This is a genomic window from Saccharicrinis aurantiacus (genome assembly GCF_001660705.2).
GTDB classification, from domain to species: Bacteria; Bacteroidota; Bacteroidia; order Bacteroidales; family Marinilabiliaceae; genus Saccharicrinis; species Saccharicrinis aurantiacus.
In genome coordinates this window covers 99507-120512 of the sequence record NZ_LYBV02000026.1, presented here as the reverse complement: position 1 = coordinate 120512, position 21006 = coordinate 99507, and the positions used below count along the sequence as shown (strand labels likewise).

The following is a 21006-nucleotide window of genomic DNA, read 5'->3' as shown; positions in this document are numbered from 1 at the left end:
TTTAAATCAAAAGTACTCAATCCTTCTTTAGAAGACAAATAGAGTTTTGACTTAATCAGAATGATAAACAGATTGCATAACTAATGCATCGAATATGGGTATTGATGTTAACGAGCAAGCATGTGCTCTTTGTTTAACAGATGCTTTTCGGCATTGGAAACACTTGAAAAGACTCTAACATCCAAGTTGCATAAATTACTGATATTCTGATATACCATGGCCATGGCTGTATTAACCGGTTTTGTACAAACAATGGCAACGCTATAAAATACACCTTGTCTATGTTTCATACGTTGGGTATCAATAATACTTTGAAGGTGAGCCGGATTTAAGTCTGATTCACAGCAGTTCATCTTAATCAGAGCTTTTAGATGTTTTACTTCAGGATTAATTATTAATTCAAGTTTATCCCAGATACCATTTATATCAATAAAATTAACGGTATCTGTAAATTCAATACTTAATAGCTCATTGTCATTATTGAAAGAATACTGTATCATTTTCATGGCTTTATTAGTGTACTAACAAAGCCAAATTCTATGCCAACAACATGCATACCAAAGCAGTATGATGGTTAATGATAGTTAAAAAACATTAGCTGTAAATAGATACAAATTTTAAGTGAAGAGCATAAAAAAGCTCCTCTAATACTAAGGATTAAAGGAGCCTAATAAGATTGTATTTGATATGCTATTTCAAATTAGTTTCTAAATAATCAAACATCATGTTATATAAATGCATTCGGGTATTACCGCCATAAATACTATGGTTTCTATTGGGATAAATAAACATATCGAATTGCTTATTGGCTTGCACCAATTGCTCTACATACTCCAAAGTATTTTGGTAGTGAACATTATCATCAGCTGTACCATGTATTAAAAATAATCGTCCCTGTAAATCATCCACCATGCTAATAGGTGAATTGGCATCGTAGCCTTTGGCATTTTCTTGAGGACGACGCATAAAACGCTCTGTGTAAACACTATCATAATACCTCCAATTGGTAACTGGCGCAACTGCAATACCTAATTTGAATATGCCATTGCCTTTACTTAAGCAACTACAGCTCATAAAACCACCGTAGCTCCAACCCCATATACCTATTTTTGTTTCATCAATATAATTTAATGAACCCAAATACTTAGCAGCCTCTATTTGATCGTCAGACTCATATTTTCCTAAATTCATATAGGTACACTTCCTGAACTCTTCTCCGCGTGCACCAGTACCTCTAGGATCAATACAAGCCACCACATATCCTTCGGCAGCTAATGTTTGCTCCCATCCGTAGCCCCAACGATCAAGAACTTGTTGCGAATTAGGACCGCTATATTGAGTCATTAAAACAGGGTACTTTTTATTGGCATCAAAACCTAAAGGTTTAACCACCCACCCATTAAGTTCAATTCCCTCAGATGTTTTAAAAGTAAAGAATTCTTTTGATGCTATTTTATATTTACTTACCGCACTCTTTAATGTGTTATTGTCCTCAAGAGTTCGTAATAATTTACCATTCTGACTATGTAATGTAACTAAAGTTGGTACCGTAGTGCTTGAGTAGTAATTGGTGAAAAATTTAAAATCATTACTAAACACGGCGTTATTCGTACCGCTTTTAGCAGACAATTTATACGTTTTTTTTGCATCAATACTTGTGGCATAAATTTCGCGCTTGGTTGCATTCTCTTTAGCTGCCTGATAGTAAAAAAGTTTCTTTTTAGTATCGTAACCATAAAACTTTGTAACATCCCATTCTCCTTTGGTGATTTGCTTAATTTTTAGCCCAGCCATTGAGTATAGGTGAATATGGTTATATCCATCAAACTCTCCCACATAAACAAAATGTTTGGCATCATCTAAAAATGTAAGATTATCTAAAACCTCCTCTGCAACATAGTACTTGTTTCTATCGGTAAAAATGGTTTTACAAACACCCGATGCACTATTGGCAATAATAAGATCAAATTGATTTTGCAGACGGTTCATTTTTAAGATCCCCAACTTACCATCTTGCTTTGTCCATCTGATACGTGGGATATAATAATCTGTATCAGTATTCTCAAGCTTCATGGTTTTTGTGGTTCTATTTTTAATATGAAACACCTTCACATCAACTTTAGCATTTGTTTCTCCGGCTTTAGGATATTTAAACGAATATTCACCTGGGTATAAAGAATAATCTTCATTAGTTGGATGCGTACCTTTGTATAAGGGAAATGTAAATTCTTTCACATCACTCTCATCAAATCGAACGTAAGCCAATTCTGTACTTTCAGGAGACCATTCGAGTGCTTTATTGTAGGCAAATTCTTCCTCGTAAACCCAATCAGGAATACCATTAATAATTTTGTTGTATTCTCCATCCTTGGTAATTCTAACCTCTGTACCAAATTTTAATTTTGCAATATAAAGGTCGTTTTCTTTAACAAATGCAACCATCTCTCCATTTGGTGAAAAGGTAGCTACTTGTTGTACACCCTCGTTAGATAAAGGAGTGATCTCCTTTGATGGAATATCATAAACGTAGTAGTTTGCCGTATATGAGTGACGATAAATAGCTTTTTTATTTACATACATCAACACCTTAGTTTGTGTACTATTTATATCGTAACCTTCAATATGATCAATAGGGCAATTATCAATTTTAGATAAATCAATAAGGGTTTTTACGGCCTTACCTGTTGAATAGGAATATTTTATAACTTGGGTCTTTCCTTCTGCTAATGTTGTGTAGTAAGCTCCATCATCCATAGATTTTAAGCCATGAACTGATTTAGCGCGGAATGTCCCATTTTTCTGAATATCTTCTAGGCTCACCGTTTGTTGTTGGGCAACAACAATAGTGCTCAATAATAAAGCTAAGCCTAATATAACGTGTCTCATCGAAAAAAGTGTTTATGTTGATATAGTTAATACAGCAGCAAAGCTATAAAAATCTATAGGCTTCACAAACTGCCTAACAGGCTATTAATGGTAATCTCTAATCTATTTTATGGCTTATTCCATTCTCTTTTCAGGATACTCATGTTATAGGTTGAGAAATACTCATCATCTATTAAGAAGGTATCTCGCAATAAACCCTCTTTCTGAAACCCACACTTCTCGTAACACTTAATTGCACCTATATTATTATCAAACACACCTAAATCAATACGATGTAAATTTAGTTTCGAAAAACTGACTTCAAGAAGCAGGTGAATTAACATTCTGCCATACCCCTTATTTCTATCTTGCTCTTCGGCAATCAGTATTCTGCATAAACGCGCGCTCTTATTGCTTACATCGATATTATTAATCTCAGCATGACCAATTACCCTGCTCGATTTGGTTTCAATCACCTTATAAATTAATCTATTTTCAGCTAATATATATTGCTTTAATTGTTGATGAGAAACAGGAAATGTAAATGCAGGGCCTGCGAATTGAAACATCATTTTTTCATCAACAATCCAAGAAATAAATCTATCAAAGTCAGATTCTAGAAACGGTTCAAGAGCAATCATTTTTATTCTTATAAAATATTTAATGTAGTTTAATTACTTTTTCAGCTCTTCACGTAAAAACTTAGCGGTAAAGCTTTCTTTATTTTTAGCTACTTGCTCAGGAGTTCCTTCACATAATAATTCACCACCAAAACGGCCGCCTTCTTTACCAATATCAATTACATGGTCGGCTACTTTAATCACATCGAGATTGTGCTCAATTACGATAACCGTATTTCCTTTATCAACCAGGCGGTTTACAACTTCGAGTAACACTCGGATATCTTCGAAATGTAGGCCTGTTGTAGGTTCATCTAGAATATAGATCGTTTTACCAGTATCTTTTTTTGCCAATTCACTGGCTAATTTCACGCGTTGTGATTCACCACCAGAAAGCGTAGTAGAAGGTTGACCAAGTGTGATATAACCCAAGCCCACTTGCTGCAGCACCTTAAGTTTAGATGCTATTTTGGGGATAGCCTCAAAAAATTCAACGGCCTGATTAATGGTAAGGTTAAGCACATCGCTAATCGATTTTCCTTTATATCGAACTTCTAAAGTCTCGCGATTGTATCGTTTTCCATTACACTCAGGACAATCGACCATTACATCAGGTAGAAAATTCATCTCAATTACCTGAACGCCTCCACCTTTGCATGTTTCACATCGACCACCGGCCATGTTAAATGAAAATCGGCCCGGTTTATAATCTCTTATTTTTGATTCTGGCAGACCCGTAAATAGCTTTCGAATTTCATCGAACATTTTGGTATAGGTAGCAGGGTTCGAACGTGGCGTTCTGCCAAGAGGTGATTGATCCACATCCACAACTTTATCTACATGCTCTAATCCATCTATTTTCTTAAATGGCATCGGATCTTTTACCGAATTATATACATGCTGATTTAAAATTGGGTAAAGAGTTTCGTTTATCAAGGTAGATTTCCCACTACCCGAAACTCCTGAAATACAAATCAGTTTTCCCAATGGAAATTTAACCGTAATACCCTTTAAATTATTACCACTTGCCTTATGAAGTACTAGTTTATTACCATTCCCTTTTCGTCGGGTTTTTGGAACCTCAATACATTTTTTATTATTCAGGTAATCGGCAGTTAAAGAGTTGTGTTTAATCACTTCCTCGGGTTTACCTTGTGCCACAACCTCTCCTCCATGTCGGCCTGCAAATGGTCCCATATCAATCAGGTGATCGGCTTCCATCATCATATCCTTATCGTGTTCCACAACTAGAATAGAATTACCGGTATCCCGCAGCTGCTTCAGCGATTGAATCAATTTATGATTATCGCGCTGATGCAAACCAATGCTAGGTTCATCTAATATATAAAGTACATTAACCAACTGTGAGCCAATTTGCGTTGCCAACCTAATACGTTGGCTCTCACCACCGGATAATGTATTTGCCGTTCGATTTAAGGATAGATAGGTTAACCCAACATCGAGAAGAAAACCTAGGCGATTTCTAATTTCCTTTAGAAGTTCGCTTGCAATTGCTTTCTGCTTATTGTCAAGTTGTTTTTCAATCCCCTCAAATAAATCTGCCAATTGGTTTAAATCCATTTGAGCGAGTTCCGCTATGTTTTTATCAGCAATTTTAAAATGAAGCGACTCTTTTTTCAAACGCTGTCCGTTACAACTAGGACAAATTGAATTGGTAACAAATTGCATGGCCCATTTTTTGGCCTTCTTTGAAGTATCGTTGCTTTGCTGCTGAATAACGTATTTTATAACACCCTCAAAACTTGCAAAGTAGTTTGATGTATTTCCGAGCGGTGTATTTTTAAGTGTAATAGGCTCGCTTGAACCATGTAAGATATCGTCAAGAGCTTCTTCTGGAATATTTTTAATTGGCGTTTTAATAGTGAAATTATGCTTTTCGGCCAAAGCCTCAATTTGCCAAAATATTAAACTGTTTTTATATTTTCCAAGAGGTACAATTCCGCCAGCATGTATACTTAACTTATCATCAGGGATCACTTTTTCAATATCAACCTCATCAATAACGCCTAATCCTTTACACTTTGAACAAGCGCCTTGTGGCGAATTAAATGAAAAATTATGTGGAGCTGGTTCGCTGTATGAAATTCCACTTGTGGGACACATTAATTTTTGAGAGTAATATTTTGCTTCATCCGTATCTGCATTTAGCATCATCATAATGCCTTTCCCATTTTTCATAGCAAGCTCTACGGACTCGGTCAATCGCTTTCTGTCTTTTGCATTAACCTTTGTACGGTCTACCACCATTTCGATGCTGTGGTTTTTATAACGATCTAACTTGTAACCGTGATCCAGCTCAACTATCTCTCCATCCACACGTGCATGTAGGTAGCCTTTTTTTCTAATTTGCTCAAATAGTTCTTTATAATGTCCCTTACGGTTATTCACCAATGGGGCTAAGATGTATACCTTTTTACCCTCGAAATTATCAAATATCAAATCTAATATTTTCTCAGTGGTGTATTTCACCATTTTTTCGCCTGTGTTGTACGAATATGCAACTCCTGCACGAGCATATAATAAACGAAGGAAATCGTATATCTCGGTGATAGTGCCAACTGTGGAACGAGGATTTTTATTAGTAGTTTTTTGTTCGATGGAGATTACAGGACTTAATCCGGTTATTTTATCAACATCGGGTCGTTCCATATTACCTAAAAACTGACGTGCATAGGCTGAGAATGTTTCGATATATCGACGTTGGCCCTCGGCATAAATAGTATCAAAAGCTAAAGATGATTTACCACTACCACTTAAACCCGTAATAACAACTAACTCGTTTCGAGGAAACTCAATATCTATGTCTTGCAGATTATGAACTCGGGCACCTAAAACCGTAATTTTACCATCTTCAATATATTCCTCTTGATTTTCGGTGGTGCTTTTTATCTCTGAACTCATACTTATTTATTCTCAGTTTTTATTATGAAACAAAGGTAAATAAATACAGTTTACATTTGAGCTTTAATTATTCACATTATTATATATCCCCAATTGATCAATAAAAATGTGCAAACAATAAATAATGCTGTACAATGAGCTTTACCGGATTTCCGAAAGATGAGCCTAACCTTAAATAAGTCCTCCAGATTTTCCGAAAGCATATTTAAATATAAATAGGCGTATCGGACTTTCCGAAAACCGTTATAAAATTAAAAACAGCTTGTCGGGATTTCCAAAAGGTGAATTTAAATTTAAATAGGTCCGGCGGGTTTCCCGAAATCTTTATTTAAAATGCATTCGAGCTTTCGGATTTTCCGAAGGCTATATAGGCTGTTTTTTGATTTCGGTAAGCAAGTAGATATTTTCCATAAAATCAGAGATACAAAAAAAGCAGTAATCTTGGCCAACCTAAAACTTACTGCTTTTTGTTTATAACTTATTTTCAGAATTCTCGCAACAAGCTTGAGAACTTTGAAATATGAGTGTTCGTATTATAAAACTAATCCCAATTCAATATTACTTTACCACTATTTGCCGTCTCCATAATATCAAAACCTTTTTGGAAATCATCAACACCAAATCTATGTGTAATCATAGGTTCTAGGTTGATACCTGATAGAAGCATTTGTTCCATATGGTACCAAGTTTCATACATTTCGCGTCCATAAATACCCTTTAAGGTTAAGCCCTTAAAAATAATTTTATTCCAATCAACCGTAGTGGTCTCTGGTAATATCCCCAGCATTGATATTTTGCCTGAATTATACATATGCTCAATCATTGAGCTAAAAGCATGTGGGTTACCTGAACATTCTAAACCAATATCAAAGCCTTTCAGATCCATTTCAGCTACAACATCTTGCAAATTCTCTTTTAACGGATTTACAACTCGCGTTGCGCCCATCTGTTTTGCCAGTTTAGCTCTATATTCATTCGTTTCTGTAGCCACAACATATCTTGCTCCTGCAAACTTTGCAATAGCAACACACATGCTTCCTATTAAACCAGAACCTGTTACCAAAACATCTTCCCCAATTATTGGAAAACTCAACGTTGTATGTGTTGCATTTCCGAACGGATCCATGATTGAAGCAACTTCATCGGAAATTTTAGGGTGAACTTTCATTACATTAGTGGCCGGAACTTTTACATACTCAGCAAACGAACCATCGATATTAACACCAATACCTATTGTATTTTCGCAAATATGCTGTCTTCCTCTTCTACAGTTTCTGCAATGTCCGCAGGCAATATGTCCTTCTCCTGTAACCCTATCTCCCTCTTTAAACTCCTTAACTTCAGAACCCACTTCGGCCACATAGCCAACATACTCATGGCCTACAACCATTGGTGTATTAATGGTTCTTTTGGCCCAATCGTCCCATAAATATATATGTAAATCCGTTCCGCAAATAGCTGTTTTAGCAACCTTAATCAAAACATCATTTACTCCAACTTTTGGCAATTCTACTTCTTGCATCCAGATTCCCTTTTCTGGTTTTGCCTTTACAAGAGCTTTCATTTTACCCATCGTCCTTTGCTTAATTTTTAACTAGTGCAAAATTGTACATTGTTACATTCATGATTTATGATAAAACTCAATTGCATGAGTATCTATATATGAATAATCTCATCACTTTTGATCTTGAAGCCAATTATAAAATTCTAATTGAGATCTAAACTCAGGTTCACCTTCTGCCCTTGGCCTTAACTCATTCACTAACTTGTTATCTAATATACGTGCCGAACAATTATCTTTTAATTGATAGTTAAGCATTAAACGTATCTCCTTTTGTAAGCGTTTATCGTAAATAGGACAAGCAACCTCAATTCTTCTGTCTAAATTTCGAGTCATTAAATCAGCTGAAGAAATAAAGAATTTTTCATCGCCATTATTATGAAATACAAATATCCTTGAATGCTCAAGAAAGCGATCAATAATACCTATGGATTCTATTGGCCCGGCTTCATCTTTAAAATCTGAATAAAGAGAGTTCATACCACGTATGTTTAATCGCACCTCTACTCCTGATGATTTGGCACGATATATCAATTGAATTAAATTGTAATCAACCAAATTATTAAGTTTTATATCAATACGTGCTTTCTTACCTTCTGCGGCGTTTGCAATTTCTTTCTCGATATAAGTCTCCACTGTATTTCTTAAACAAAATGGAGCAACTAATAAATGTTTAAATTCTGGTATGTTGTAATTCTTGTGAAAGAAATCGAATATTGAATTAATTTCGGTGGTTATACCAATATGCTTTGTAAATAATAAATGATCGGCAAATATGGTTGCAGAATCTTCATTAAAATTACCAGTTCCAATACAGGCATAGTCAGAAAAACGTCCTCTTTCTTTTCTTGTTACAATACATAATTTTGCGTGAACTTTAAGCCCTGGAACACCAAAAATAACTCTTACCCCTGCATTTTCTAGTCGGTTGGCCCATGCAATATTTGCCTTCTCATCAAATCTAGCTTGAAGCTCCATTACGGCAGTAACCTTCTTTCCGTTACGAGCAGCATTAATGAGCGAATTCATCACAGCCGACTGTTTTGCAACTCTATAAATCGTAATTTTTATAGCACTAACCGTTGGGTCTATTGAAGCTTCGCGCAGATAATCAATAAAATTTTCGAATGAGTGATACGGAAAATGTAATAGTAAATCCTTCTTCGTAATTATATTAAAGAAAGATTGTGATGGCTTAATATCCTTATGGGGTATCCCTGGTAATTTTGGGTAGCTCATACCTGTGCTACTACCAAACTTAGGAAAACCAATAAAATCTTTAAAATTATGGTATCTCCCACCACGGATTACTGCATCGCCTGATTTAAAATTCAGTTTCTTCAATAAAATATTGAGTAATTCCTCAGGCATTTCTTTATCATGAACAAATCGAACCGGTATTGCTTCCTTACGTCGCTCAAGACTCTTTGATATCTTTTTCACATAACTCTCTGATATATCGTCGTTAATATCCAACTCCGCATCGCGAGTTAATTTAAAAGTATATGCCTTTATTTCGTCAAACTTAAACATGTAAAAAATATCTTTAAGCTCGTATCTTATTACGTCATCTAATAACATAACATACTTTTTACCATCTGTTGATGGCAACAAAACAAAACGATCTATACTTGGTGGAATTTCAATTAAAGCATAGTTCATTTTATCATTCTCGGTATCCTTTAAGTAAATTGCCAAGTAAATTCCGTCATCTGCCAAATCGTGTAATTGGCGTTTTTTCGATAAAATAATTGGCATTAAATGACCCCGAACCTTACGTTGGAAGTAGCGTTTTACAAATTCGCCCTGATCAGGGGATAAATCATTTTCGTTAATCAAGTAAATATTATTCTCTGCAAGATCACTGAGAATTTTATCATAAGCCATCGAAAATTTAATCGATTGCAATAAAACAATATCGTGTATTTGCTTTAAAATTTCCTTGGGGGATCCTCCTTCAAAAACCGAATTTTTATCAAGTTGACTTAAGCGCTTTAAAATTGCAACACGAACTCGAAAAAACTCATCCATGTTATTCGAGTATATTCCTAAAAACTTTATTCTCTCAACTAAAGGAACATTATCTCTAGCCGCCTCTTGCAAAACTCTATTATTAAAAGATAACCAGCTAATTTCCTTACTTCTAAAGCTATTTTCTAACATTGTATGACATCAAATTTATATAGGGTGACATGATTAGCAAATCATAAATGGACTTATAAAAATATAAATTTAATGAATAAACTCACAAGTAGATTGCTAAAGCAGCAAAATTGTTGAACATTTTAGTAGTCTAAGGGTTTAAAAGTGGAATATTAACAGACTTTATTGTCTGATTTAAAATTGGAATAAAACTATTAGATAATGAGCAGACAAAGACTAAACTATCATGAAATATTAGAAATAAGACACTTAACCGATACAGCTTTTATTATACGCTTTGAAAAGAATGATTTAGAATTTTCAGCCGGGCAACATGTTTGTGTTGGACCTCCTAACGGAATACATACGCGTGAATATTCAATTTACAGTGCTGTTGATGCTCCGTTTATTGAGATTTTAGTAAAAGAGGTTGAAAACGGATTGGTTACTCCTGTATTAAAAAAGCTTAAAGCAGGCGACAATGTTGTTGTAGAAGAACCTGTAGGCTATTTTGGCCTAAACGAAAAGAAAAAGGATGAGACCAAATATCTTTTTATTGCAAGCGGAACAGGCCTTTCGCCATTTCATAGCATGGTAAAATCAAACCCTGACTTGGATTATAAAATCATACACGGAGTAAGAAGCGCGGCTGAAGGATACGAAAGAAGTGAGTACGAAAAAGAGAAGTATGTACTTTGTTCTTCTAGAGATAAATCGGGCGACTATGCCGGTAGACTTACAAATTATTTACAAGAAATAGAGCTAGATAAAGAAACTGAAGTATATTTGTGCGGAAATTGCAATATGATACATGATGCGTACGATATTCTTGAAAACAAGGGAATAGCAAATGAGCAGATACATGCAGAGGTTTATTTTTAATCTGTTGTTAGGGTATGATAATTGCAATAGGGAAGGATTAATAAACTAAGCATTAGAGATTACTTTTTATCTCTGAACATAAACAAATAGTTAAAGTGAAATATTTTTTACTGACATTAGGATGCCAAATGAATATGAGCGACTCAGAGCGCGTGGCGTCAGTATTAGAAGCGGCAGGTTGCACGCGTGTTGAAAAGGAAGAGGATGCAAATATTATTGGGATTTTAGCTTGTTCTGTCCGTCAAAAGGCAATTGATAAAGTTTACTCAAAAATATCGAAATGGAATAGGTGGAAAAACAAGAAGAGTTTAATCACATTTATTTCGGGGTGTATATTACCGGCTGATAAAGAAAAATTCTTAAAACTATTTGATATTGTTTTTGGGATGCCCGAATTACCACAGTTACCAAAAATGCTTGGTGAGTATGGCATTACAAATCCTTTATCTCTGTCAGTTGTTCCAGAAACTGATAGTGAAGAAATAAAAATGTTTTGGAATGTAAAGCCAAAATACAATTCAAAATTTGAAGCATTTATTCCAATTCAAAATGGATGCAACAAATTTTGTACGTATTGCGCGGTTCCATATACCAGAGGTAGAGAAATCTCTCGATCATCAGAAGAAATATTATCTGAAGTAAAAAGATTAGCACAAGAAGGTTATAAAACAATAACACTTTTGGGGCAAAATGTTAACTCTTATGGTTTAGATAAAAAAGGTGATGAAATTTTATTTCCTGAGCTACTTGAAAAAGTAGGCCAAATTGGAGAAGAAGTTGACAGTGAGTTTTGGGTATACTTTACATCTCCACATCCAATGGATATGACTACGGACATATTTCATATTATGGCGAAGTATGACTGTTTAGGTAAACAAATTCACTTCCCAATTCAAAGTGGTGATGAGAAAGTATTAATTAAGATGAATAGAAAGCATTCACTTGAGCGATACCGAGAAAGCATGACTGAGCTTAGACGTATTTTACCACAAGCAACCGTATTTACCGATATTATTGTTGGTTTTACTGATGAAACTGAAGAGCAGTTTGAAAATACACGTAAAGCAATGCATGAGTTTAAATACAACATGGCTTACATTGCAATGTATTCACCACGACCAGGTGCAGCTTCTTACAGATGGGAAGATACCGTCCCTCTTGAAGAAAAGAAAAGACGTTTTGCTTTATTAAGTGACGACTTATCAGAAAACACTTATGCATATAATAAATCTCAGGTTGGTAAAACATTAAAGGTTCTAGTTAGAGAAAAAGATCGCAAAGCTGGCTATTTATCAGGACATACAGAAGGTAAACTAGTCATTCGTTTTGAATCGGATAACCAAGATTTAATTGGTCAGATAATAAACTTAAAAATAACAAATGCTGCCAAATTTTCTTTAGAAGGAGAGTTAGTATAACTACGTTATTAAAATACTATTTCAAGTGCCTATTAGATAATATTTCTGATAGGCACTTTTTTATTTAGCCCTACTTATCTAGCATCTAAAGCCTTTAACCACTACCATAGCTACGTTAATCATATCACAACATAAAACCTTTAAAATAGCGTAACCTTTCAGCATCATATCCGAATACGTTGTTCAATACATAACTACATTAAACAATAATCTTATATAGCTGCAACTAAATTAACCTATGCAGATAATATCTAAGATTTCAACACTATTAGTAAATGAAAAAGAAAATTCTTGTTTTGATAATGGCGATTATGTCATTATCCGCTACTGGTCAACAATCCATGTTTAAAGCTTTGTTTTTATTCAATTTTGCAAAGTACATTGAATGGCCACAATCCTCAAATCAAAAAGATTTTATTATTGGAATTTATGGTTCTGATGATGTTGAAGATGAATTAAAGAAATTAGCTTCATCTAGAAAAATTAATGCCAAAACTATTATTATAAAAAAAGTTGGCTCTCCAGATGAAGCAAAAGGCGCAAACATCCTTTACATTCCCACTTCAAAATCCAATAGTATTGATGAAATTACGAAATCGCTACTAAATGAGCCAACATTAATTGTAACAGACAAAGCAAAAATGTGCAATAAAGGCGCACATATTAACTACGCTTTAGTGGATGGCAAAATGAAATTTGAAATTAGTAAAAACAACATCAATTCAAACAATTTAAAAGTTAGTCCTAAACTAATCAGTTTAGGTATCGAAGTACAATAAACACACCTATCATATGTTATTAAAAAAACACTTTTTTGTAATCGCATTCATTACGATTACAATATCGTCTTTTGCCCAGAAAAGAGATATCAACACTGTAAGTAAAAATGATGTTCTTGAAATGTCAATTGATGAGCTTGCAAATTATGAATTAGATGAAATTATGCACTTAATGGACATAGTTGGTGCATCGAGCATTGAAGAATTATACGAATTATTATTAAATAAAAATGTAACATCAGCCTCAAAGTCTAATGAAAACCTTTTTGACTCTCCACTTTCCTCAACTGTATTAAGCCATGATGAAATTATAGCCTCAGGTGCAACTTCATTAGAAGAAGCTTTAAGGCTTGTACCAGGAATGATTGTCAGAGAAAAAACTAATGGTAACTATGATGTTCACATTAGAGGTAATGACAATTTACCTGCTAAAAACATGTTAGTATACTCTGAGAATATGAATACATTGGTGATGATTAATGGTCGCCCAGTATTTAACTATTCACATGGTGGTACTTTATGGGAAACCCTACCAATTAGTTTTGAAGACATTGATAAAATAGAAGTTGTTCGAGGACCTTCTAGTGCTTTATACGGTCCCAATGCATTATCAGGTGTTATCAATATAATAACGCAAAATATCACCAATGAAAGCGCATTAGTTTCCGGAAATATCCAAGCTGGTAGTTTGAATACGTACATAGGAGATATCGCCTTTAGAAAAAAAGTTAATAATAAACTTGGTTTTGGGATTACAGGAAACTATGAAGTGAGGGACCGAGAACGCGAAGAATTACTCATTTACAACGGCGAGGATGAAGATGGAAACCCTCTATTCACATTAGATGGCAATAAGGTTGGTTCAGGATACTATTCTGTTGATGAGATTGGCCGAATGTACAATGGTCCTTACCAAATTTGGGAGCCTTTTATGGTAGGTGATCAGACTTATGATATCAACACCTCATTTCCTAATCCGGGGCAATCAAAGGAACGAATGGGTTTAAATGGATACCTTGAATTTACCCCAACTGAGAATGCTTCAATAAACCTTATGGCGGGTTACCAAAATTCCGAATCATTAACTTCATCTATGGGTGATATCCCAAGTCCATACTCAACCAAAATTGCAGAAACTCAATATGTTGATTTAAGAGCTGATATTAAAGATTTCTCCTTTCAAGCCAACTACAATGGTGGAACTATTAACTACCTTGCTGGGGAAGAAGGTTTTGAACTCGACAATACGCAATTTTCTGCTTTGGCAGAATATAACTTTAAGTTGAACAAGCTAAGTATTAGACCGGGATTAAGCTATCAAAACATTTCGTATGATGATAGTGAACACATTGCAGAGATTGGCAATGGATATTTAAATAAAAAGAGTACCATAAATATTATGGCAGCTAGTGCTCGTTTTGATTACAATCCAACTGAGAAACTTAGATTAGTTGCAGCACTTCGTGCAGAAAAGTACAATCATCCTGACGACATTTACGCTTCGTGGCAATTTATTGGATCTTACAAAATTAACGACAACAATATTATAAGAGCTGTATATTCCCGTGCAAATCAATCCTCATTTATCGTAAATACCTACTCTAATTATACATGGAATCTAAAAAACAGACCATACCCAAGAGTTATGCAATTTGATGGTGATGAGAATCCTGAATTAAAAACAATGGATATGATTGAGCTCGGTTATAGAGTAAGACCAAGTAAAAGTATCTTAATTGACCTAGAAGCTTTTTATACTAGAACATCAGGCTTCGGAGCGCTAATGCCTAACTACACTGATGTGAATATATATAATGCTTTAGAAGTACTCACAGACCCAAGTGGACAAACTGCTCCAATTTCTGTTCCTGACTCTGTAAACCTTAAACATAGCGCATTAGATTTAATTTCAAAACAACTTGGGGCAACAATTAGTATAGATTGGGTAGTATCTAAAAAACTAGTATTGAAGGGTAATCTAACTGTTCAAAAAACTACTCTAGATAATTATTTACAGAATAGTCGTGATGAAATGATACTTCATTTTGCTACTGATGCAACAACACAAGCATTAACTGATTTAGGCTACCAATTAGCTACTGGCGCCATTGCTCCAGGCGATATACCTGATGTGGTAAAAGGGTCATCATCAACTTTACCAGATATCCTAAAAAACAATTATACGCATAAGGCCACTCCTTCATATTTTGGTGGATTCTCTATCATATATCGTCCAACTGAGAAAATAGAAATCTATCCGCAAGGATACTACTATGGTGATCAAACATTCGAAAATCAATACTACGATGTTCCATTAAGTAGTAAACTGATCTTTAATACTAAGGTGTCTTATAAGGCTACTAAATCATTAACCGTTTACGTTAATGGAAAGAACTTATTGGGTAATACCTCACAAGAGTTCGCGTTTATGGATGAAACTCCTATGATGATTCTAGCTGGTGTTCATTTCAAGTTCTAAAATAAATATACTTAAAATAAAACAGGCAGTTGAAAGTTATCCAACTGCCTGTTTTATTTTAAACAATGATAGTCTATTTTTTATCTACATAATAGGATCCACCATATTGATATGAGTAACCCGTTTTCTTTATAGGAACCCCATTTAGTAAGACGGATAACTTATTAAAGTTATCTAGCTTATTTTCTTTAACTAATGAGTTTAACACCAACTTTGGAGTATAACCTTGGCGTACAACTAATATCTTTGTATCAGCAAATCCTTCTAATAACATTGCATCTGTAACTAAACCAATAGGAGGAGTATCAATAATTATAACATCATATAATTCATTTAATTCCCGAAATAAAAGACCAGTTCTTTCACTCGCTATTAACTCGGAAGGATTGGGTGGTATTTTGCCACTTGGTATATAATCTAACAATTCTACATCTGATGGTATGATAAAATTACTATCCATGAATTGATCATCACCAGATAAAAAACTACTCAATCCATACTTTGCAGACTTCTTTTTATCCTTAATAAAATAAGTATCTAATCTAGGCTTTCTAAGGTCGAAGCCAATTAATACAGTTTTATTACCCATTAATGCATAACTACTAGCAATATTAACGGCACAAAATGTTTTACCTTCACCTGAAATAGATGATGTTAATAGAATGGTTTTTGCTTTACTTTTCCCTTTGAAAAACTGTAAACTTGTTCTAATAGAACGCACTGATTCAGAGAATATTGATTTAGGACTTAACAAAAATGGGATTTCATCACTTTTGCATTTAGTATAAGGCATTGTTCCAATGAAGGGATTGCCTAGTATTCCTTGAACATCCTCCTTATCTAGTATCTTTTTATTTGCCAATAATATTAAAAATATAAGTACTAATGGTAAGAATAAACCTATAACAATTACAAAAATAATTACCTTATTTTTATTGGGGCTGATTCTGGATTTAGTTGTAGCTGATTCTATTATTTCATTATCTGCCATGTTTGAAGCCTTAGCCAACTGCGCTTCAGATCTTCTCTGTAACAGGTACTTATACATCTCATCATTAAAATTAAACTTACGCTCAATACCAAGTAAGACTTGTTCTGTTTTTGGCAGTTGTTTAATTTGTCTACTTAAACTCATTAATCGCTTATTGAGATCTTCAATGGTTAAATTAGTGGTAGAAATGATACTTTTAGTACTCTCGAGAATAGATGACTTTATAGTTGCTATCTGGCGGTTTATTCTTGATATAGTTGGATTATCTTCTCTTGAATTAAATTGTAAACTAGACTTTTCAGCATGCTTTACAGATAACTCACTTATTAATTGTTGCAGAACAGGGTCGTTAACTCCACTAGAGGAAGGTGCCATTAAATCTGAAACATTACTATTATTCTCGATATAATTACTTAAATACTTATAATAATCAAGCTGAGCCATCAATGCAGCCTTTTGTATTTCAAGATCTTGAGATTGCTTAATAATCATCTGCCCCTGCATGGATACATCCATTACCTCATTACTAGATCTAAATTCTTCCAATATCTTTTCAGCAGAACTTAATGAGTCGGATACACCCGACAGTTGTTTATCAATAAATGAAATTGTATTATTTGCAATATGATTCTTCTTGTCTAAGTTATACTGAATAGCACTATTAGAAACCTCATTAATAAAATCCTTTGCTTTATTAGTATTATTTTCTGTTGTTGAGATCTCATATACCGAAGACTTTTTACGGTATAATGATATCGCAATTTTTCTCATGTAACGATTCACAAGAGTTTTTACCGGATTAAATTCAAAACGATAAGGATTATTGGTGTACTCAATGTTTTTTACTTTTTCATTGGGAAGGACTGTAAACTTATTAGAACGTATTGCCATTTTCTCAAATAACTTGCCTTCATATATTGTTTTTTTACCTGTTCTATTAATTAAAAACTTATCCTTTGATGTAAATATAATATCAAAACTCCCTCCAATAAAACCATTTTCGGTAGTATCCTGTACTACAATAAATGGGGTTTTATCGTATATTTCTTGTTCTAGAAACATACCTTTTTGAAAATACGTAACAGAAAAATCAAGTTTTCTAATCACTTTTTCAACATGACTACTTGATGTTAAAAATACAATAAGGTTATTTATATTACTATATGCTCCCAGACTTATACCAGGTAAACCATTTTCACTAGTCCCAAGCAAGGAATTCATATTACCTTCGCCATTATTAATTAGCATTAAAGAACTAACTTTATATATGGGCATGGTAGTTTTGTAACTATAAATCCCATATGCACTTCCTAAAAGAAGACATATAAGAACTATGTACCAAAATCTTAGTGCTCGTTTTAAAAGTTTTCCTACATTAAGAGTACTTTCAGAGTTAGCGTCTGAAGTGTAATCATCAAAATCCTGATTCATATACTAAATGGTTATTTTAGTTAAATAGCGCAAACAATAATAATGCTGTATTTAAAAAGGTCAAACTTAATCCTAATGGTATATTTGACAAGGCCATAGATTTTAATTTGCGTGGCTCAACGTATATTATATCGCCAGGCTTTAAATAATAATATGGAGAATAAATAATACGCTCATCTAAGGTGTTAATTTCTAACATTTGTTGCACATCTCCTTCCTTTCGGATTAGCCTTATTTTTTCTTTATTTGCAAAATCAGTCATATCACCTGCCATACTAATTGCTTCAAGTATATTAACTTCTTCCGCATAAAGAAGAAATCGCCCAGGAGACTTAACTTCACCCAGAATAGTAATATTATCATTAAGTAGTTTAACGTTTACGCTACACTCCTCAACGTATTTTGATACAGCTAATTGTATTTTCTCTCTAACTTCATCCAAACTTAAACCACTTACATGTATCTTACCAACAAATGGAAATTGTATAGAGCCATCTAGTTGTACACGGTAACCTTGCAAACTAGCTGACATTGGACTTGAAATATTTGCAGTAGCACTTCCACCATCGTTATTCAAAAAAGCAGAGGTACGTTCGTCTAAAGAGTTAATTCTGATGTACAAATTATCATTAGGCTTAATCAGATAGTCTGACTTATCTGGCTTGTAGTATTGATCTACTTCATCTAATTCCTTAGTAATATGTCCTTGTAAGTAAATCGATTTCTTTAAAGAAACGCATCCTGTAGTAAATAATAGAACAAAAAGAGTTACACCTAATATGGATTTATTCATAGTGACATTATAGTTTATGCGGTCTAATTAATGCTAACAAATATACTGGACTTCCTAATTATTTAATCGATACAAACTATCACTTAATCAAAATACTAAGAAAATTGTATATGTGACATAAAAGATCAGGAATTCTTAGATAAAAATCTCTTTTTTATCTAATTCTGAATAAATACTATTATTTGAAATGAATTCAGGAACCAATTCCTTCATTCTTAATACGAGCTTTTCAGTGGTTTCATCTGACAGTTGAGAAACCAAATTAGTTATATTTTCACTCACAATCTTAAAATCATGATCTCTGACTTGTCCTATCATAATCTTATCGTGATGAGTTGGTAGAGTATTTTCTTTTGATGCTAATAACTCCTCTGTAAGTTTCTCTCCAGGTCTTAAACCTGTATATTTAATTTCGATATCTTCCCCTACTTTTAAACCTGCTAAGCGAATCATTTCTTCAGCTAAATCTTTTATTTTGACTGGCTCTCCCATATCAAATACAAAAATTTCACCACCCTTACCCATAAAACCAGCTTCTAAAACAAGCTGACACGCTTCTGGTATCGTCATAAAATAACGAGTGATATTAGGATCGGTAACAGTAACTGGTCCTCCTCTATCAATCTGTTTCTTGAATAAAGGCACTACAGACCCATTTGAACCTAATACATTGCCAAATCTTGTTGTAATAAAGGAAGTTTTTATACCTTTTTTTTGCGAAAGAGATTGGATAAATATCTCACAAATTCTTTTAGACGCCCCCATAACATTTGTCGGATTAACAGCTTTGTCCGTTGAAACCATAACAAACTTTTCTACTCCATACTTTACAGCTAGAGTTGCCAGGTTACGAGTTCCTCCTATATTTACACGAATTGCTTCATACGGAAACTTTTCCAATAACGGTACGTGCTTATAGGCAGCTGCATTAAATATAATATTTGGCTGATATTGCAAAAAGACCTCTTCCATCCTTTTCACATTAGTTATACTAACTAATATTGTTTCGAAAGGAATATCGTAGTGGCTTAATAATAATTCTTGCTCTAAATCGTACAAAGGAGATTCTGCAACATCAATCAATAAGATTTTTTTAACAGGGAATTTTAATAGTTGTCGAACTATTTCAGATCCAATAGAACCTGCTGCTCCAGTAACCATAACAATCTTTCCTTCTAGGCCATCCATGATCTTAAGTTGATTCAATTTTATTTCCTCACGACCCAAAATATCCTCAATTCTAATATCCCTGATTTGTCTATTATTAGAAATTCCATTAACCCAATTTCCAACAGAGGGCATTACTTTCAATTTCCAATTACGTCTTAAACATTCATCGGTAATAGCATATTTACGCTCAACATCAATATTATTAATTGCTAATATGATTTCTTCAATATCCTTAATTGCTGCAGATTTTAATGCTTTTTCCCAACTTACTACTGGTATCGATTGTAGCAATACTCCCTTTTTCGAAGGGTCGTCATCAATAAATCCAACAATATTATACTGATTGTCTTTATCACTTCTTATAGCTTCTAAAGTAATTTGCCCCATTACTCCAGCACCATATATGTATATATTTTTTGACTTTCGTTTTTTAGTTAATAGTGAATAGGTTTCTTTTACGATAACTCTAAAAATAAAAGTTAATATTGCCGTTAATAAGAAGTGAAAAACCAAAATAAGATTAGGAACTCGAATCCAATTTAAGTCAAACCCTTTAATAATAATATTCACAACACTTAAAAACACAAATGAAGTAAAACAGGATATTACAAGTATTTTTAGTTCATTGTAACTACTGTGTCGAATTACTCCTTTATAAGAGCGAAAAATGAAAAATGAAATAAGGTAAATTAAAACTACCCAAGCAGCTATTAAAAATAAATCTGATACAGGAACTTTATCTAAACGAGTACCCAACCTAAGAGCAAAGGCAATTACAAAAGCATTAATCGTAATACCTAAATCAATCAATAATATCCACCAGGGTGATACTATTCTACCATTAAATATATTCAGTAAAAAAGATTTCATTAAGTTTAAGAGTTTAAATTATTTAATCAACTCAACCAAATTTCATCTTTTTTTAAGCGCGATACGATAATTTATGATGAATA

General features: G+C 33.7%; 13 protein-coding genes. 4 read left to right on the top strand and 9 right to left on the bottom strand.

Features of this window, described 5'->3' with window-relative positions; translation table 11 throughout:
* Positions 1-107 precede the first annotated feature (107 nt).
* The 6 genes from A8B35_RS10630 to ppk1 all read right to left on the bottom strand — a co-directional run bounded on the left by A8B35_RS10630 (position 108) and on the right by ppk1 (position 10131).
* Entirely contained in the window at positions 108-500 is a 393-nt protein-coding gene (locus A8B35_RS10630; RefSeq protein WP_068472711.1) for a hypothetical protein, read from the bottom strand.
* Between the two features lie 190 nt (positions 501-690).
* Positions 691-2886, bottom strand: a complete 2196-nt coding sequence (locus A8B35_RS10625) for a S9 family peptidase (RefSeq protein ID WP_068472709.1) — start codon at positions 2884-2886, stop codon at positions 691-693.
* Between the two features lie 107 nt (positions 2887-2993).
* Positions 2994-3506: a GNAT family N-acetyltransferase gene (locus tag A8B35_RS10620; RefSeq protein ID WP_068472706.1), complete on the bottom strand. Its 513-nt coding sequence runs from the start codon at positions 3504-3506 to the stop codon at positions 2994-2996.
* Between the two features lie 33 nt (positions 3507-3539).
* Positions 3540-6407: an excinuclease ABC subunit UvrA gene (gene uvrA, locus A8B35_RS10615; protein ID WP_068472705.1), complete on the bottom strand. Its 2868-nt coding sequence runs from the start codon at positions 6405-6407 to the stop codon at positions 3540-3542.
* A 541-nt stretch (positions 6408-6948) separates the two neighbouring features.
* On the bottom strand, positions 6949-7980 hold the full coding sequence (gene tdh / locus A8B35_RS10610; protein WP_245820785.1) for an L-threonine 3-dehydrogenase: 1032 nt from the start codon (positions 7978-7980) through the stop codon (positions 6949-6951).
* A gap of 102 nt (positions 7981-8082) precedes the next feature.
* Entirely contained in the window at positions 8083-10131 is a 2049-nt protein-coding gene (gene ppk1, locus A8B35_RS10605) for a polyphosphate kinase 1 (protein ID WP_068472703.1), read from the bottom strand.
* 201 nt (positions 10132-10332) lie between these two features.
* Here ppk1 and A8B35_RS10600 point away from each other — a divergent pair, with 201 nt between their 5' ends.
* From A8B35_RS10600 to A8B35_RS10585, 4 genes are all read left to right on the top strand, one after another.
* On the top strand, positions 10333-10992 hold the full coding sequence (locus A8B35_RS10600) for a ferredoxin--NADP reductase (protein ID WP_068472701.1): 660 nt from the start codon (positions 10333-10335) through the stop codon (positions 10990-10992).
* 95 nt (positions 10993-11087) lie between these two features.
* Entirely contained in the window at positions 11088-12410 is a 1323-nt protein-coding gene (miaB, locus tag A8B35_RS10595) for a tRNA (N6-isopentenyl adenosine(37)-C2)-methylthiotransferase MiaB (protein WP_068472700.1), read from the top strand.
* Positions 12411-12685: 275 nt separating this feature from the next.
* On the top strand, positions 12686-13189 hold the full coding sequence (locus tag A8B35_RS10590; RefSeq protein ID WP_075602903.1) for a YfiR family protein: 504 nt from the start codon (positions 12686-12688) through the stop codon (positions 13187-13189).
* Positions 13190-13202: 13 nt separating this feature from the next.
* Positions 13203-15668, top strand: a complete 2466-nt coding sequence (locus A8B35_RS10585) for a TonB-dependent receptor plug domain-containing protein (protein ID WP_068472696.1) — start codon at positions 13203-13205, stop codon at positions 15666-15668.
* A 73-nt stretch (positions 15669-15741) separates the two neighbouring features.
* Here A8B35_RS10585 and A8B35_RS10580 read toward each other — a convergent pair whose 3' ends face one another.
* The 3 genes from A8B35_RS10580 to A8B35_RS10570 all read right to left on the bottom strand — a co-directional run bounded on the left by A8B35_RS10580 (position 15742) and on the right by A8B35_RS10570 (position 20923).
* On the bottom strand, positions 15742-18090 hold the full coding sequence (locus tag A8B35_RS10580; RefSeq protein WP_068472694.1) for a GumC family protein: 2349 nt from the start codon (positions 18088-18090) through the stop codon (positions 15742-15744).
* 16 nt (positions 18091-18106) lie between these two features.
* Positions 18107-18883, bottom strand: a complete 777-nt coding sequence (locus A8B35_RS10575) for a polysaccharide biosynthesis/export family protein (RefSeq protein ID WP_068472692.1) — start codon at positions 18881-18883, stop codon at positions 18107-18109.
* A 135-nt stretch (positions 18884-19018) separates the two neighbouring features.
* Positions 19019-20923 carry a polysaccharide biosynthesis protein gene (locus A8B35_RS10570; protein WP_068472687.1) on the bottom strand — a complete coding sequence of 635 codons (1905 nt, stop codon included), beginning with the start codon at positions 20921-20923 and terminating at the stop codon, positions 19019-19021.
* Positions 20924-21006: the final 83 nt, after the last annotated feature.

Excerpts from the sequence above, each read along its gene's own strand:
- tdh (WP_245820785.1), bottom strand. The coding sequence starts at position 7,980 with ATGGGTAAAATGAAAGCTCTTGTAAAGGCAAAACCAGAAAAGGGAATC.
- A8B35_RS10570 (WP_068472687.1), bottom strand. The coding sequence starts at position 20,923 with ATGAAATCTTTTTTACTGAATATATTTAATGGTAGAATAGTATCACCC.
- A8B35_RS10620 (WP_068472706.1), bottom strand. The coding sequence starts at position 3,506 with ATGATTGCTCTTGAACCGTTTCTAGAATCTGACTTTGATAGATTTATT.
- uvrA (WP_068472705.1), bottom strand. The coding sequence starts at position 6,407 with ATGAGTTCAGAGATAAAAAGCACCACCGAAAATCAAGAGGAATATATT.
- A8B35_RS10625 (WP_068472709.1), bottom strand. The coding sequence starts at position 2,886 with ATGAGACACGTTATATTAGGCTTAGCTTTATTATTGAGCACTATTGTT.
- ppk1 (WP_068472703.1), bottom strand. The coding sequence starts at position 10,131 with ATGTTAGAAAATAGCTTTAGAAGTAAGGAAATTAGCTGGTTATCTTTT.
- A8B35_RS10600 (WP_068472701.1), top strand. The coding sequence starts at position 10,333 with ATGAGCAGACAAAGACTAAACTATCATGAAATATTAGAAATAAGACAC.
- A8B35_RS10630 (WP_068472711.1), bottom strand. The coding sequence starts at position 500 with ATGATACAGTATTCTTTCAATAATGACAATGAGCTATTAAGTATTGAA.
- A8B35_RS10590 (WP_075602903.1), top strand. The coding sequence starts at position 12,686 with ATGAAAAAGAAAATTCTTGTTTTGATAATGGCGATTATGTCATTATCC.
- A8B35_RS10580 (WP_068472694.1), bottom strand. The coding sequence starts at position 18,090 with ATGAATCAGGATTTTGATGATTACACTTCAGACGCTAACTCTGAAAGT.
- A8B35_RS10585 (WP_068472696.1), top strand. The coding sequence starts at position 13,203 with ATGTTATTAAAAAAACACTTTTTTGTAATCGCATTCATTACGATTACA.
- A8B35_RS10575 (WP_068472692.1), bottom strand. The coding sequence starts at position 18,883 with ATGAATAAATCCATATTAGGTGTAACTCTTTTTGTTCTATTATTTACT.